Below are 15,478 nucleotides of genomic sequence, written 5' to 3'. Positions count from 1 at the left end.
TCAGTCGAGCGAGACGACGACGGACTTGACCTTGGTGTAGGCGGCGAGCGCCTCGGGCCCGTACTCCCGTCCGAAGCCGGAGTCCTTGACCCCGCCGAAGGGGACCGCGGGGTCGAGCATCGCCCAGTCGTTGATCCAGACGATGCCCGCCTGGAGCCGGTCGGCGACGCGGTGGGCGCGGGTGAGATCGGTGGTCTGGATGCCCGAAGCCAGTCCGTACGGGGTGGAGTTGGCCAGCTCGACGGCCTCGTCCTCGGAGTCGAAGGGCTGGACGGTGAGGACGGGACCGAAGATCTCCTCCTGGACGACGCGGGAGTCGTTGGACAGGTCGGCGATCACGGTGGGCTTGTAGTAGTAGCCACCGTCGAGGTCGAGGCGCTCACCGCCGCAGACGATGCGGCCGCCCTCCTTGCGGGCCAGGTCGACGTACTCCTCGACCTTGCGCAGATGCTTCTCCCCCGCCATCGGCCCGACGACGGTCTCGGGCTGCCGGGGGTCGCCGACGGGCACGCCGGGCACGGCGTCGGCGAGGATGCCGACCACGGTGCTGTACACCTCGCGCGCCACCAGCAGCCGGGGGCCGCCCATGCAGAACTGTCCGGTGTTGAAGACGAAGCCCTTGATGATCGCGCCGATCGCCTTCTCCAGGTCGGCGTCCGCGAAGACCACGTGGGCCGCGTTGCCGCCCAGCTCCATGGTGACCGGCTTGAGCGCCTCCCCGGCGACGCTCGCGGCGTGCCGGCCGACCGCGGTGGACCCGGTGAAGGCGACCTTGTCGATGCCGGGGTTGCGCAGCAGCGCCTCGCCCGCGACCGGGCCGCTGCCGGTGACGACGTTCACGACGCCGTCCGGGACACCGGCCTCCTGGAGCAGGCGGGCCATGTAGAGGGCGCTGAGCGGGGTCTCGTCGGCGGGCTTGTGGACCACGGCGTTGCCGGCCGCCAGTGCCGGGGCGAGCTTCGAACTGGACAGGATCAGCGGAAAGTTGAAGGGCGTGATCGCGGCGACCACGCCGAGCGGTCCGCGGCGCGTGTATGCGAAGGCGTTGAGCGGGGTGTCACGCGTGGCGCCGTCCAGGGTCTGGGCGAGCGCGGCGCAGTACTCGTACTCGTCGGCGGCGGTGAGCACGTCGACGGGGCGGCACAGGGAGAGGGGCTTGCCGACGTCGAGGCTCTCCAGGGCGGCGAGCTCGTCGGCGTTCTCGCGGATCAGCTCGGAGACGCGGTGCAGCACCCGGCCGCGCTCACGGCCGCTCATCGCGGCCCAGGGGCCGTGGTCGAAGGCCTCGCGTGCGGCGCGTACGGCCGCGTCGACATCGGCCGCGCCCGCCTCCGCGACGGTCGTGACCACCCGGCCCGTGGACGGATCGATCACGTCCGTACGCGCTCCGTCGGCCGCCTCGCGCCACTGTCCACCGATGAACAGCCGTCCGGGCCCACTCTCGAAGGTGGTCGTCATTGCCCACTCCTCAGCCTTGATCGCCAAGATTTCAACCAACAGGATTCCTGTTGGTTGGCAGTCTCGTTACAGACAGGTTTCCTGTCAATGCCTTAGGCTGAACCCATGGTCGGTACCCAGGCAACCAAGGCACCCCCGTCACTGCTCTACATGGTCAAGCAGGTGGAGCTCGTCGTGCGCTCACACCTCGACGAGTTGGTGAAACCGGCGGGAATCACCGCGTTGCAGTACACCTCGCTCACCGTTCTGGAGCGGCACGACGGTCTGTCGGCGGCGCAGCTCGCGCGCGACTCGTTCGTGACGGCGCAGTCCATGGCCGATCTGGTGCGCTCACTGGAGAACCGCGGCCTGGTGCGCCGCGAGCGCAATCCGCGCAACCGGCGCGAGCTGCTGATCCTGCTGACCGACGAGGGACGCGAAGTGCTCGGGCGGTTCGCGGACGCCGTACGAGAGCTGGAGGAGCGCATGGTCAAGGACCTCACCTCGCACCAGACCGACCAGTTCAGGCAAGCGCTGTCCAAGGCGTGGCACGCGCTGTCGTAACCCGGTTGCCCCACCCCGCAGGACCCCGGCATCCACTCCGTGGGGCGACTCGCCGCGCAAATCGAAGACATATGTCAATCGAACATGCTGGAATTCGCTCCAACGAGGGTAACTTGCAAAGCAAGGAACGGTTTTGCAACCACCGGTGCCCTGGTGGCGTCTCCAAGCTCGCTGGATGTCGTCACCCCGGCCCCCGGTGCACCTGGCCCCTGCCCTCGGGAGCAGGCAGCTGCCGGTTGGAGGTGATGACTCGTGGCGCACGACCCCGCACCGCTCACCCGGCATCTGCGCATCCACCAGGACCGCGGTCACGTGGTGCTGGAGTTCCACGGGGAGATCGACATCCTCGCGGCGCTGGAGATCACCCCGGTCCTCGACTCCGCGACCGGGGGCCACGCGCCGCAGGTCGTCATCGACCTGCGGCCCGTCGACTTCTTCGACTGCTCGGGCCTGCGGCTGCTGTACCGGGCCAGGCGCCGCGTCCTCGCCCGCGGCGGACGGCTGCACCTCGTCTGCACCCAGCCGCTGACGCTGCGGATCCTCCGGGTGACCGGCCTCGCGCGCCTCCTGCCGCCCCGCTCCTCGCTGGACGAGGCGCTGAGCCGGCCGGAGGCTACTTCCGGATCTTGGTGACCTGCCCGGCGCCGACCGTCCTGCCGCCCTCGCGGATGGCGAACTTCAGCCCCTCCTCCATGGCGATGGGCTGGATCAACTGCACATGCATGGTGGTGTTGTCGCCGGGCATGACCATTTCCGTGCCCTTGGGCAGGGTCACGACTCCGGTCACGTCCGTCGTACGGAAGTAGAACTGCGGCCGGTAGTTGTCGAAGAACGGTGTGTGCCGGCCGCCCTCGTGCTTGGACAGGATGTACGCGCGCGCCTCGAACTCCTTGTGCGGGGTGACCGATCCCGGCTTGATGACGACCTGCCCGCGCTCCACGTCCTCGCGCTTCACGCCCCGCAGCAGCAGTCCCACGTTCTCTCCCGCCCGGCCCTCGTCGAGGAGTTTGCGGAACATCTCGACGCCGGTGACGGTGGTCTTCGTCTTCTGCTCGTGGATGCCGATGATCTCGACCTCGCTGTTGACCCTCAGCACACCGCGCTCGATGCGACCGGTGACGACCGTGCCGCGCCCTGTGATGGTGAAGACGTCCTCGATCGGCATCAGGAACGGCCGGTCGACATCGCGTACGGGCTCCGGCACGAACTCGTCGATCGCCGCGAGGAGTTCAAGGATCGACCGACTCCACTTCGGGTCGCCTTCGAGGGCCCTGAGCGCGGAGACCTGCACGACCGGGACGTCGTCGCCCGGAAACTCGTACTCCGTGAGCAGTTCGCGCACTTCCAGCTCGACGAGTTCCAGGATCTCCTCGTCGTCCACCATGTCCGTCTTGTTGAGCGCGACGACGATGTACGGGACGCCGACCTGCCGGGCCAGCAGCACGTGTTCCTTGGTCTGCGGCATCGGGCCGTCGGTCGCCGCGACGACCAGGATCGCGCCGTCCATCTGGGCGGCGCCCGTGATCATGTTCTTGATGTAGTCGGCGTGCCCCGGGCAGTCGACGTGCGCGTAGTGCCGGTTCTCGGTCTGGTACTCGACATGGGCGATCGAGATCGTGATGCCGCGCTGGCGTTCCTCGGGAGCCTTGTCGATCTGGTCGAACGGCGTGTAGGGGTTCAGGTCGGGGAACTGGTCGTGCAACACCTTGGTCATGGCCGCGGTGAGCGTTGTCTTACCGTGGTCGATGTGACCGATGGTGCCGATGTTGACGTGCGGCTTGGTCCGCTCGAATTTCGCCTTCGCCACTGCAAGCCCTCCTGATCACCTGGGTGACGCCGAGCGTTGCTTCGCGGCTTCCCGGCCGAGCGATCGGCCGGAACTTCCGCTCCCTCCTGTCTATTCGCTCTGAGGCGCGTCGAACAGGGCGCTGACGGACTCACCGTTGTGAATGCGCCGCACCGCCTCGGCGAGCGCCGGGGCGATGGACAGGATGCGCAGCTTCTCCGTGTGCTCCGCGACCGGGACCGGCACGGTGTTCGTGCACACGATCTCCAGGACGTCGGGCTGGTCGCTGAGCCGCTTGAGCGCACCGGCCGCGAACAGACCGTGGGTGCAGGCGACCCGGATCGACCGCGGCCCCAACTCCCGCAGCCGCTCCAGGAGTTCGAGGACCGTGCTGCCCTTGGCGATCTCGTCGTCCAGCACGATGACGTCCCGCCCGGTGATCTCACCGATGACGGAGCTGATGCTCACCCGGTCGTCGGCGAACCGCTGCTTGGCACCGGCGGCCACCTGGGCGCCGATGAGCCGCGCGAACGCCGCCGCCTCCTTGGCGTTGCCGAGATCCGGCGACACCACCGTCGTACGCGAGAGGTCGTAGTTCCTGAAGTGCGCGGCCAGCTCGCGCAGGGCGTGCAGATGGTCGACCGGCACCGAGAAGAAGCCGTGCACCTGCGGAGAGTGCAGTGTCATCGCGAGGACACGGCTCGCCCCGGCGGCCACCAGCAGGTCCGCCACGAGACGGCCGCCCATGGAGATCCGCGGCATGTCCTTCTTGTCCGAGCGGGCGTACGAGTAGTGCGGCATGACCACGGTGATCCGGCCGGCGGAGGCGCCGCGGGCCGCGTCGCACATCATCAGCAGCTCGACGAGGTGCTCCTGGACCGGTGTGACCAGGGGCTGCACGAGGAAGACATCGCGCTCGCGGCAATTGGCCTGGAGCTGGACCTCCAGGCAGTCGTTCGCGAAACGGCTGACCCGGGTCGGGCTGAGGGGCACACCGAGATGCGCGCAGACCTCGGCCGCCAGCTCGGGATGGGCACTACCGCTGAACACAGCGATGTCACGCACGACCGCTCCTCGCATGATCGAACCGGGTTGCGTCGCCGGTTGGCATGATCGACCCGGGGTGCGTGCCTCATGCTACTGGGCACCTTTCGGGCACTCGACCCGGGGGAAAACCGGTTGCGGACGGCCGCCCGGGCCACGCCATGATGGCGTCGCCAGTCCCCCTCGGATTCAGGAGAACCCGCATGCGCCGATTCCTCGGAACTTCTCAGCGCCCCTACCGGACGACTGTTCTCGAGGACTCGACCACCCATGCACACCCTGAACATCGGAATTCTGGCCCACGTCGACGCGGGTAAGACCAGCCTCACCGAGCGGCTGCTGTTCGACGGCGGCGCCATCGAGCGGCTCGGCAGCGTCGACGCCGGGGACACCCGCACGGACGACGGGGAGATCGAGCGGCAGCGCGGCATCACCGTCCGCTCGGCCGTTGCCGCCTTCACCGCCGGGGACGTACAGGTCAACCTGATCGACACCCCCGGGCACTCCGACTTCATCGCCGAGGTGGAGCGCGCCCTGGAGGTCCTGGACGGTGCCGTGCTGCTGCTCTCCGCCGTCGAGGGTGTCCAGGCGCAGACGCGTGTCCTGATGAAGACCCTGCGGCGGCTCGGCCTGCCCACCCTCGTCTTCGTGAACAAGATCGACCGGGCGGGCGCACGGCAGGACGGGCTGCTCGACGACATCCGGCGCCGCCTCACGCCGTACGTCGTCCCGCTCGCACGCGTGACGGACATCGGCACCGCGTCCGCCCGTGTGCTGCCGCGCCCGCTGGACGACCTCGCGGCCGGCACGCTCGCCGAGGTGGACTCCGGCGTCCTGGCCGCGCTCGTGGACGGCCCGCCGCCGACGCGCGACGAGCTGTGGGCGGCGCTCGCCGCGCACACCGCCGACGGCTCGGTCCATCCGGTCCTCTTCGGATCGGCGCTCGGCGGACAGGGCGTCACCGAACTGGTCGAGGCCGTGACCCGGCTGATCCCCCGCCCGGAGGAGCCGCCCGCCGATGAGCCACGCGGCACGGTCTTCGCCGTACGGCCCGGACCCGGTGGCGAGCGAACGGCGTATCTGCGCCTGTACGAAGGTGAGGTGACGCGCCGTCAGCGACTCACGTTCCTGCGTCGCGAGGCCGACGGCCGGACCGTGCCGGTGCCCGGCCGGGCGCTCGCACTGGAGGTGGTCGGACAGCCCGGCGCCGCCTCCCTCACCGCGGGGAACATCGCCGCGCTGCGAGGCGTCGGCGGCATCCGCGTCGGCGACCGCCTCGGCCACGGCACCGACCGGGCACCGCAGTTCGCGGCCCCGACACTGGAGACGCTCGTACGGGCCAGGCACCCCGCCCAGGCCGCCCCGCTGCGCTCGGCGCTCCTCGCCCTGGCCGACCAGGACCCCTTGATGCACGCCAGGCCCGCCGCGTCCGGCAGCACCGCGCTGCTGCTCTACGGCGAAGTCCAGAAGGAGGTCCTCGCGGCCACGCTCGCCCAGGACTTCGGCATCGAGGCCGACTTCGAGGCAAGCAGGGTGCGGCTCCTGGAACGCCCGGACGGCACCGGTGAGGCGTCCGGGGAGATCCAGCGGCACGGGCACACCGGATTCTGGGCGACGGTCGGGCTGCGCGTCGAACCGGGGCCGCGCGGTTCCGGCGGCGTCTTCACCTACGAGACGGAACTCGGCGCGCTGCCCCGGGCGTTCCACCAGGCGATCGAGGACACCGTCCACGCGACCCTGCTCACCGGTCCGCACGGCCGGCCGGTGACGGACTACCGGGTCACGCTCGTCCGCTCCGGATTCGCCGCGCCGCTCAGCACGGCCGCCGACTTCCGCGGACTGACCCCGATCGTGCTGCGCCGCGCCCTGGAGCGGGCGGGGACGCGGGTGTACGAGCCGTATCACGCGTTCGAGGTGGAGCTCCCGCTCGACGCGCTGGCCCCGGTGACCGCTCAACTGGCTTCCTGTGGAGCGGAGTTCAAGGAGACGACGGGAGGGCGCACCGCGTGGCTGGTCACCGGTGAGCTGCCGGCCCGGCAGGTGCGGGACTTCGAGCTGCGGCTGCCGGGGCTGACGCGCGGGGAGGGAGTGTGGTGGTCCCGTGTCTCGGGCGACCGCCCCGTCTAGCGGATTCGGTGGACGAGCAGACACGGTGCGTTCTCGGCCTACAGCCAACTACGGCCGGAGCAGGGGGCCATAAGTACCTGACCTGGCCGCGCGAGCCCGGCATCGGCATCAATCCGCCAACGCATCGGCCTGTCAAGGGACTTGGAGGGTACACGGACGGTTGAAAGGAGGACCGTCGACATGACGACGTCCATCAAGCAGACGCCCCCCTCGACGTCCACCAAGCGGAGGATGCCCGGCTGGGCGAAAGTGGTCACCGCGTTCGTGCTGGTGCTCGTGGTGCTGTTCGCCGGGCTTCGGCTGGCCGTATTGCCAGGGCTGCGTGATCTGTTCGGCACCGAGACGCACGACCGGTCGGGCCCCGCACTCCTCACGTCGATCCAGGACATGAGCCGTTACGACGCCGCGACGGGCAACTTCCAGGTGGTCGTGGACCTGGAGAAGGACGCCAAGTACCTGCCCGACGCGATCCGCGGCACCCGCACGCTGTACGTGGGGGCCGGCACGGTCGACGCGTATGTCGACCTCGGCACGCTCGGCGAGAAGGACGTGACGGTCAACAGCGACCGTACGTCGGCCACGCTCCGGCTGCCGCACGCGGTGCTGGGCAAACCCGCGCTCGACCCCGACCACTCCTACGCCGTCTCCAAGCAGCGCGGTCTCCTCGACCGGATCGGCGACATCTTCTCCGGTAACCCGAACAGCGAGCAGGCCGTGCAGAAGCTCGCGGCCAAGCACATCGGTGAGGCGGCGAAGGACAGCCGCCTCACCTCGCGCGCCGAGGCGAACACCACCGGCATGCTCAAAGGTCTGCTGCACTCCCTGGGCTTCGAGGAGGTGACGGTCAGCTACGGCGCCTGACCCGTCGAGGCCAGGGCGCCTTGGTCAAGTGACGCTGCAAGCCGTGCCGTTGATGGTGAAGGCGGTGGGCGACCCGGCGTTGCCGCTGTGGCTTGCCTGATAGCCGATGGTGACGGCGGCGCCGGGGGCGATCGTGCCGTTGTACGTGGCGTTGGTCGCGGTCACCGTGCCGGTGGCCGGCGCGTAGGTGGCGCCCCAGCCGTTGGTGATGGTCTGGCCGGAGGGAAGCGTGAAGGCCAGCTGCCAGCCGTTGACGGCGGTGGTGCCGGTGTTGGTGAGGGTCACGGAGGCGGTCAGGCCGGTGTTCCAGGCGTTGGTGGTGACCGCCACCCGGCAGCCGCCCGGCTGGGGCTGGGGTGCCGGGCCGGCGCTGTCCAGGCCGAAGAAGGTCAGGACGCGGGCCGCCATGCCGGTGGTCATCAGGTTGTGTCCGACGCCCTGGAGGCTGATCGCCTCGACGGGAGCCTGGTCCCCGGTGGAGCCGTAGCGGGTGCGGGTCCACCCGGACTGGGGCGAGTCGGTGGCGGTCGGCGTCTGGCTGACGCCGAGGACGTTCGTCCACTGTTTGATCTCTTCCCCGAAATTGGGGTACTGGAGCGTGGCGTCGTCGGTGCCGTGCCACAGCTGCATCCGTGGCCGGGGCCCGCTGTAGCCGGGGTAGGCGGCGCGGACCAGATCGCCCCACTCCTGCGGGGTGTGGGTCACGGTGCCGTTCGCGCACGCGCTGTTCCACTCGGATCCGTCGGTGGTGGCGAAGCAGCCGAACGGCACCCCGGCGAACGCGGCGCCCGCCGCGAACACGTCGGGGTAGTCGCCGAGCAGGACGTTGGTCATCATCGCGCCGGAGGAGATCCCGGTGGCGAAGATCCTGCCGGTGTCGGCGCTGTACGTACGGGTGACCCAGTCGATCATGGACTTGATGCCGACCGGATCGCTGCCGCCGCCGCGGCTCAGGGCCTGCGGCGAGGAGACGTCGAAGCACTTGCTGCTGCGGGTGACCGACGGGTAGATGACGATGAAGCCGTAGCGGTCGGCCAGTGAGGCGTACTCGGTGCCGGAGTACATCGCCGGACCCGAGCCCGTGCAGTAGTGCACGGCCACCAGGACCGCCGGGTGCGCGGTGACGCTGTCCGGCACATAGAGGTACATCTGGAGGTTGCTGGGGTTGCTGCCGAAGTTCGTCACCTCGGTGAGGGACGCGGCGGCGGCCGCGGGGGCGGTGGGCGCCACCGGGGCGGCGGAGGCCGGCGGTGCGGTGAGCAGCACCGCGGCGAGTAACGGCACCAGCGCCGCGAGCAGCGCGCCGAGTGCGGACCGGAGCGGTTTCCTTGTGCGTAGTGACGTGGACATGGCATCCATGGAAGCGCTCCCACGGCCCACGGGGCAACCGTCCTGCAGCGGCCGTCTTCCCGGATGGCAGTCCCCTGTCGGCGGGCTGACGATGGAGGGGGGCAACTGAAGGGAGCCGTCATGCTGGAGATCAAGACGGTCGACAAGCCGGATGAACGACGTGATTTCCCCCGCGGTCACCTCGAAGCGGTCCACATGACCGGGCTCGACTTCGCCATCGGGACCTTCGAACCGGGTTGGCGCTGGTCCGAGTCCGTGGCCCCCCTCGCGGGGACGGCGAGCTGCGAAATCCACCACAACGGCTATGTCGTCCAGGGACGGATGCACATCCGCATGGACGACGGCGGCGAAGGAGAAGTAGGACCCGGCGATGTGTTCGTGTGCCCGCCCGGGCACGACGCATGGGTCGTGGGCGACGAACAGGTCATCGTGTACGACTTCGCGGGAGGCATGGCGACGACGTACGCGAAGCCGGCGAGCGACTAGCCACGCGGCGGAGGTCCAGCGGGGTGAGGGTCCAGTGGGGTGAGGTGATCGCCCCGCTGGACCCTCGCCGTGCCCCCAAGCCCTCCCCTGCTGCCCCTTGGTGCACAGCTCCCCCAGTCGCCGTGCCGATCGGCATCGACGCCTCCATCCGGGGTAACCGCCCTTACACAGAGGGCAGTTGAAACCGGGAGGATCGCATGGTCCGTACGGCGTTACACAGCGGTGCCGCGAAATCCGGGCGCCGGACACCGACAGCGAAATCCGGTCGCCGGACACCAGCGGCGAAATCCGGCGGCCAGGCCTCGGCATCGCCCCGGGAGCGAGGGGCGCTGCCGCTTCCCTTACGACTGCTGGCCATGACGCTGGCCTTCGCGGCCATGGTGGCCTTCGCCGCCGCGCTGGCCCGACTGACCCTGGAGCCGTCCCCGGCGTCAAAGGCGTTGGTCCACAGCAATCTCCACCCCGGCAGGTCCCTGAACGCCTACCTCTCCCAGCCGGAGCTGCGCGACGCCGTCAAGCAGATCGGCGGGAACCTTCTGCTCGGGGTGCCGTTCGGAGTGCTGCTTCCCGTGCTGGCGCCAAGGGCCCGGGGAATCCTGCGCGTTCTCGCGCTGACCGCGGCGGTCATGCTGCTGGTCGAGCTGATCCAGGGGGCACTCATCACCGGGCGCGCCTTCGACATCGACGATGTCATCCTCAACACGGCGGGGGCGCTGGTGGGTTATCTGCTGCTGGGGCGCCGGCTCGGCCGGGCGGTGCACCCCAAGGGTGGCCCTCGCTCCTGACGAGTCACCTCAAGTAGTGGTCCGGACCAAACTCTTGACACCCCCTTACCTCACTTCTTAAATCAAGAGGCGAAGCATGCACCCCCCACCTCAGTCGGCCCACCCGTCTCCCGGGTCGCCGTACGGAAGGGAGAGTCATGGACTCCCCGCGCCTGCTCCGAAGATGCCTCTTCGCCGCACTGTCCGCCGTGCTCGTCGCGTCCGCGTCCGCCGCCGTCGCACCCGCTCACGCGGGGGCCGCGGCGGCCGCCGCGGCCGTCACGTTCCAGGACACCTTCGACGGGCCCGCCGGTTCGGCCGTCGACTCGTCCAAGTGGCAGATCGAGACCGGCGACAACGTCAACAACCACGAGCGGCAGTACTACACGTCCGGCAGCAACAACGCGGCCCTGGACGGCCAGGGCCATCTGGTGATCACCGCCCGCAAGGAGAATCCGGCCAACTACCAGTGCTGGTACGGAACCTGCCAGTACACCTCGGCCCGGCTGAACACCGCCGGGAAGTTCACCACCACGTACGGCCATGTCGAGGCCCGGATGAAGATTCCGCGCGGGCAGGGCATGTGGCCCGCGTTCTGGATGCTCGGCAACGACATCGGACAGGTCGGCTGGCCGAACTCCGGTGAGATCGACGTCATGGAGAACGTGGGCTACGAGCCGTCCACCGTGCACGGCACGATCCACGGTCCCGGGTACTCCGGCTCGGGCGGCATCGGCGCCGCGTACTCCCTGCCGAACGGCCAGGCCTTCGCGGACGCCTTCCACACCTTCGCGGTCGACTGGGCGCCCGACTCGATCACCTGGTCGGTGGACGGGACGGTCTACCAGCGGCGTACGCCCGCCGATCTGGGCGGCAACTCATGGGTGTTCAACAAGCCGTTCTTCCTCATCCTCAACCTGGCGGTCGGCGGCTACTGGCCCGGCGACCCCGACGGCTCCACCGCCTTCCCGCAGCAGCTCGTCGTGGACGAGGTGAAGGTGACGACGAGCGACAGCTCGGGCGGCACCGGCGCCCCGATCACGGGTCTCGCGGGCAAGTGCGTGGACGTGGCCGGGGCGAACCCGGCGAACGGCACCCCCGTACAGCTCTACGACTGCAACGGCACCGCCGCCCAGAAATGGACCGTGTCCTCGGACGGCACCCTTCGCGCACTGGGCAAGTGCCTGGACGTCACCGGCAACGGCACGGCGGACGGCTCAACCGTCCAGCTGTGGGACTGCACCGGCGGCCCGAACCAGAAGTGGACGGTCACCGCGGCCCGCGACATCGTGAATCCGCAGGCCAACAAGTGCCTGGACGTCACCGGCAACAACTCGGCCAACGGTACGCGGCTGCAGATCTGGTCGTGTTCCGGTGGAGCCAACCAGAAGTGGACGGTGGGCTGACGGCCAGCTGATAGACCGCTCGGGCGGGCGGGCGGAGGGTCCGGCGGGGATGCCCCGACCGGACCCTCCGTCGTTCGGTCGTCGGTCCTACGGTGCTGACCGCCCGCCCGCGGCCCCCACCGCGGGCGGACGGAACCGGGGCGGCCGGTGTCGGCCGGTCAGCAGCCCATGGACCAGGTGTGCGAGTCGCCGCGGTCGTTGGCGACGGCGTTGTAGCCGACCTCCTCGCCCGGTGCCAGGCAGATCGTCATGTCGCCGCCCTGCCAGGCGTCCTCGTAGACCTTGACGTGGTCCTTGACACCCGGTCCGGAGATGCCGTGGTTGGCCCAGGAGGAGTCGGTGTCGGCGATCCAGTTCTCCCACCATCCGTCGTCCCCCGACCAGTTGGCGCGCTGACCGTCGAAGTTGGCGTTCTCCCAGACGCAGAAGTTGCCGCTGGGACAGTCCGCGGCCCCGGACGGCGTGGCGAACGCCAGACCGCCCCCGAGGGCGAGGAGGGCCGCTGCGGCGGAGGTGGCGAGACGCTTGATGATCACGAAGAGGTACTGCCTTTCTCACGGGTTACCGGAACGGTCCGCTCGGCGTACAGGGCCGCCGCGCGGTGCAGTGCGCGGGTGCGCAGCTGCTCGTAGGTGGTCAGCTGGTCGCGCCGGTCGGCGCGGACCCGGGCCAGCAGCGCCGGCTCCAGTCGGGCGCGGAGCCGGGCCAGGCCGCTCTGGCGCGCACAGCGCGCGGAGACGGCGGTGTCGGGGCGTTCGGGCCGGGGGCCGTGCACCGGGGTGACGCAGCGGGCCCAACGGGTGGCGGCGGCGCGGTAGTCCGGGTCACGTCGCATGCGCTGCTGGGCCTCGGCCCGCAGGTTGTTCACCACGACCCGGGTTCGGAACCATCGGGCCTGGTCCCCGTACAGCTCACGTTGCGCGGCGGCCAGGCAGCCGTCGCTGTGGGCGGTGACGGTGTAGCCGGTGGCCAGGGTGACGGAGAGTTCGGGTCGGCCGCGGCCGAAGAGGGCGGCCTGGAGCGCGCGGTCGTCCGCGAGCACAGGGTGGCGGTTCGGGTCGCCCGAGGCGTGCCGCTTGTCCGACGGATGGCGCGGGGTGAGGCCCTGGCGGGTCAGGCACTGGTCGACGAGCACCTGCTGGGCGGTGTCGATGAGAGCGTCCTTGCCGCGCTCGGTGGTGGGCAGCGCGAGGGCGCCCCGCCCGGCCGTCGCCCCTGTTGTCTCCGTCGTCGTGGCGCATCCGGTCAGCGCCAGCGCTCCCAGCAGGGCCAGCGCCGCGGGCGCGGTGGCGCACAGCGCGCGAAGTGGTCGCACGCGTCAGCCGACCTCGCAGCCCATCGTCGTATCGGCGACGCCGTCGAGCCGGGCTCCCCAGGGCCAGTTGTCGGCCAGGTCGTGCGCGCGGATCAGCCGGTAGTAGCAGGTGTCGCGGCCCCAGTCGATGGCGTACACGGCACTGTCGGCGTTGGAGCGGAAGGAGGCGGCCTTGTCGTGGAGGAAGTCGGGCACATCCGTATAGCCGGGTGGGGTGTAGCACCAGGACGAGCCGTGCTGTCCCGCGGCGGTCCAGAAGCAGACGTCTCCGGCCAGCGGCGCGCCTGCCGCGGTGGCGGGGGAAGCGCTCAGGAGAGTGGTGGCGGCCAGGACGGTGGCGGCGAGGGCGGCTGCGGGCACGGCGAAGCCACGGAACATGACGACTCCCGTAGGGAAGAGGGGGCGCCGGGGCGGTCGTGATCACCCGGCAAGATCAACGTGCCCTGGCGGGTGCGGGCCCATTCCCGGTTCCCACCGAATGATGATCTTTGCTGGGGTGCGGGGGCATTCGGCCCCCGGCGGCTCACACCGGCGCGAAACCCGCAGGTCCACGCGCTCCCCCGGCCTCCACGGGCCGCTCGGACTTCATGGCCGGGCGCTGCGGCGCCAAGCGTGAGCATTGCCGTTTCATGGCCGTGCGCCACCGCTTCGTGGCCGTGCGCCGCCTCGTCACGGCCGTACGCCACCGCTTCACGGACGGGTGTCCCGGGTCCCTGCCCGGCGCTCCCGAGCCTCTGCCCGGCCCGCGCGAGCCGTGCCCGGTGTCAGCGCGGTCTCCAGGTGAGCTTGTCGCCTCCCACCCAGCGGACGACCTCCGGGTCGTCGAGATCGTGGACGGTGATGCCGTAGGCCGCGGCGGTCTCCAGGACATCGGTGATCGCCTTGGCCGCGCCGACCACTTCGCCGTCGATTTCCATGATCCGGAACGGCGGCGTGCCCGGCTGTACCCCGAGCACCATGATCCGTGGGTGGGAGATGTGGGGGCTCGCGATTTCGGTCATGAATAGAGCGTAGATCGGTTCCCCCGGGGCAGCGGCTGAGCGGTTGGAGCACCTCGGCCCCGGCGGCCCCTCGTGTGGCCGGACGGCCGGAGTCGGCGTGTTCGCCCAGCCGGGTGAGCGGCCGGGCGGCGCCCCGGTCGCAGGGCCGCCCGTCCTCCGCCGTGCGGGCCCCCGACGGCTGGGCAACGCTGGAGGCAGGAGGTGCCGATGGACCCCGTCGAAGCCCTGGACCGGATCGCGTTCCTGCTGGAACGGGCCCTGGCCCCCACCTATCGCGTACGTGCCTTCCGCACCGCGGAGGCCGTACTGGCCGCGCTGCCCGCCGACGAGGTGGCGGAGCGGGCCGCCGACGGGACGCTGGAGTCGCTCAAGGGGATCGGTCCGAAGACGGCGCAGGTGGTGCGTGAGGCGCTGGCCGGTGAGGTGCCCGCCTACCTGGAGAAGGTGGAGCGGGAGACCGGGGCGGCTCCGCTCGCCCGAGGGGGTGAGCGGCTGCGGGCGCTGTTGCGGGGGGACTGCCATCTGCACTCCGACTGGTCGGACGGCGGCAGTCCGATCGAGGACATGGGCCGCACCGCCGCGCGGCTCGGGCACGAGTGGGCGGTGCTCACGGACCACTCGCCGCGGCTGACCGTGGCGCGCGGCCTGTCGCCCGAGCGCCTGCGCGAGCAGCTGGCCGTGGTGGCGGAACTGAACGACCGGTGGGCCCCCTTCCGGCTGCTCACCGGCATCGAGTGCGACATCCTCGACGACGGATCGCTGGACCAGGAGCCGGAGTTGCTGGACCGGCTGGACGTCGTCGTCGTGTCCGTGCACTCCAAGCTGCGCATGGACGCGCGGTCGATGACCCGCCGGATGGTCGCCGCCGTACGCAATCCACTGGCGGACGTGCTCGGGCACTGCACCGGCCGGCTGATCGGCGAGCGCGGCCGGCCCGAGTCGGAGTTCGACGCGGACGCGGTGTTCGCGGCCTGCGCGGAGTCCGGGACGGCCGTGGAGATCAACAGCCGTCCCGAGCGGCTCGACCCGCCGCGCCGGCTGCTGCGCCGGGCGGTCGACGCGGGCGTGCTGTTCTCCGTGGACACCGACGCGCACGCCCCCGGCCAGCTCGACTGGCAGATCCTCGGCTGCGCACGGGCCGAGGAGTGCGAGGTGCCGGCCGAGCGGGTGATCACGACATGGACCGCGGAGGAGCTGCTGGCCTGGACCGCGGACCGGGAGACACCGGCACGCGCGACGAGCCCCTGACGTGCCCCTCGTGCGAAACCGCGCACCCGGCACGCCCGTGTCATCGAGCGAGCGGACAGGGACCCGCCCGGTTCCCCGGACACCGGGAT

General features: G+C 70.5%; 16 protein-coding genes. 8 read left to right on the top strand and 8 right to left on the bottom strand.

The genetic code is table 11. From position 1 onward, the window contains the following. Positions 1–1,458: an aldehyde dehydrogenase family protein gene (locus OG975_RS43725; RefSeq protein WP_406335247.1), complete on the bottom strand. Its 1,458-nt coding sequence runs from the start codon at positions 1,456–1,458 to the stop codon at positions 1–3. A gap of 105 nt (positions 1,459–1,563) precedes the next feature. On the opposite strand from OG975_RS43725, the gene OG975_RS43720 reads away from it, so the two are divergent. Then, the gene (locus tag OG975_RS43720) at positions 1,564–2,001 is read left to right on the top strand and encodes a MarR family winged helix-turn-helix transcriptional regulator (protein ID WP_381258750.1); all 438 of its coding nucleotides are present in this window, start codon (positions 1,564–1,566) and stop codon (positions 1,999–2,001) included. Positions 2,002–2,253: 252 nt separating this feature from the next. Beyond that, complete coding sequence (locus tag OG975_RS43715) at positions 2,254–2,634, top strand: anti-sigma factor antagonist (protein WP_406335244.1); 381 nt, start codon at positions 2,254–2,256, stop codon at positions 2,632–2,634. On the opposite strand, the gene tuf is transcribed toward OG975_RS43715, so the two are convergent. Together tuf and OG975_RS43705 are read right to left on the bottom strand one after the other, a co-directional pair. After that, positions 2,615–3,808 carry an elongation factor Tu gene (tuf, locus tag OG975_RS43710; RefSeq protein WP_406335243.1) on the bottom strand — a complete coding sequence of 398 codons (1,194 nt, stop codon included), beginning with the start codon at positions 3,806–3,808 and terminating at the stop codon, positions 2,615–2,617. The two genes, OG975_RS43715 and tuf, sit on opposite strands and share 20 nt — an antisense overlap. Positions 3,809–3,898: 90 nt before the next feature. Next, complete coding sequence (locus tag OG975_RS43705) at positions 3,899–4,852, bottom strand: ribose-phosphate diphosphokinase (protein WP_381258756.1); 954 nt, start codon at positions 4,850–4,852, stop codon at positions 3,899–3,901. A 249-nt stretch (positions 4,853–5,101) separates the two neighbouring features. On the opposite strand from OG975_RS43705, the gene otr(A) reads away from it, so the two are divergent. Both otr(A) and OG975_RS43695 read left to right on the top strand, forming a co-directional pair. Continuing rightward, positions 5,102–6,958 (top strand): tetracycline resistance ribosomal protection protein Otr(A), encoded by a 1,857-nt coding sequence (otr(A), locus tag OG975_RS43700; RefSeq protein WP_406335241.1) that lies wholly within the window; start codon positions 5,102–5,104, stop codon positions 6,956–6,958. Between the two features lie 180 nt (positions 6,959–7,138). Further along, on the top strand, positions 7,139–7,819 hold the full coding sequence (locus OG975_RS43695; protein ID WP_330309335.1) for a DUF4230 domain-containing protein: 681 nt from the start codon (positions 7,139–7,141) through the stop codon (positions 7,817–7,819). Positions 7,820–7,843: 24 nt separating this feature from the next. Here the strand turns inward: OG975_RS43695 and OG975_RS43690 are convergent, their stop codons facing one another. Then, on the bottom strand, positions 7,844–9,169 hold the full coding sequence (locus OG975_RS43690; protein WP_406335239.1) for a PHB depolymerase family esterase: 1,326 nt from the start codon (positions 9,167–9,169) through the stop codon (positions 7,844–7,846). A gap of 120 nt (positions 9,170–9,289) precedes the next feature. On the opposite strand from OG975_RS43690, the gene OG975_RS43685 reads away from it, so the two are divergent. From OG975_RS43685 to OG975_RS43675, 3 genes are all read left to right on the top strand, one after another. Next, complete coding sequence (locus OG975_RS43685; protein ID WP_406335238.1) at positions 9,290–9,655, top strand: cupin domain-containing protein; 366 nt, start codon at positions 9,290–9,292, stop codon at positions 9,653–9,655. Positions 9,656–9,852: 197 nt separating this feature from the next. Further along, a complete protein-coding gene (locus OG975_RS43680) occupies positions 9,853–10,440 on the top strand; it encodes a VanZ family protein (RefSeq protein WP_406335236.1) in 588 nt (195 codons plus the stop codon). Between the two features lie 137 nt (positions 10,441–10,577). Then, the gene (locus tag OG975_RS43675; RefSeq protein WP_406335235.1) at positions 10,578–11,825 is read left to right on the top strand and encodes a ricin-type beta-trefoil lectin domain protein; all 1,248 of its coding nucleotides are present in this window, start codon (positions 10,578–10,580) and stop codon (positions 11,823–11,825) included. A gap of 158 nt (positions 11,826–11,983) precedes the next feature. Here OG975_RS43675 and OG975_RS43670 read toward each other — a convergent pair whose 3' ends face one another. The 4 genes from OG975_RS43670 to OG975_RS43655 form a co-directional block, all read right to left on the bottom strand. Next, complete coding sequence (locus OG975_RS43670; RefSeq protein ID WP_406336723.1) at positions 11,984–12,355, bottom strand: peptidase inhibitor family I36 protein; 372 nt, start codon at positions 12,353–12,355, stop codon at positions 11,984–11,986. A gap of 2 nt (positions 12,356–12,357) precedes the next feature. Continuing rightward, the gene (locus tag OG975_RS43665; protein ID WP_406335233.1) at positions 12,358–13,140 is read right to left on the bottom strand and encodes a hypothetical protein; all 783 of its coding nucleotides are present in this window, start codon (positions 13,138–13,140) and stop codon (positions 12,358–12,360) included. 3 nt (positions 13,141–13,143) lie between these two features. Next, on the bottom strand, positions 13,144–13,518 hold the full coding sequence (locus OG975_RS43660) for a hypothetical protein (RefSeq protein WP_406335232.1): 375 nt from the start codon (positions 13,516–13,518) through the stop codon (positions 13,144–13,146). 386 nt (positions 13,519–13,904) lie between these two features. Beyond that, the gene (locus OG975_RS43655) at positions 13,905–14,141 is read right to left on the bottom strand and encodes a hypothetical protein (protein ID WP_330309327.1); all 237 of its coding nucleotides are present in this window, start codon (positions 14,139–14,141) and stop codon (positions 13,905–13,907) included. Positions 14,142–14,348: 207 nt separating this feature from the next. Between OG975_RS43655 and OG975_RS43650 the strand changes: the two genes are divergently transcribed. Next, positions 14,349–15,389, top strand: a complete 1,041-nt coding sequence (locus OG975_RS43650; protein WP_406335231.1) for a PHP domain-containing protein — start codon at positions 14,349–14,351, stop codon at positions 15,387–15,389. Positions 15,390–15,478: the final 89 nt, after the last annotated feature.

The sequence above is a fragment of the Streptomyces sp. NBC_00203 genome (assembly GCF_045206325.1).
Taxonomy (GTDB): domain Bacteria; phylum Actinomycetota; class Actinomycetes; order Streptomycetales; family Streptomycetaceae; genus Streptomyces; species Streptomyces lutosisoli.
The sequence above is the reverse complement of the archived record's forward strand: the minus strand, read 5'-3'. Positions and strand labels throughout refer to the sequence as shown.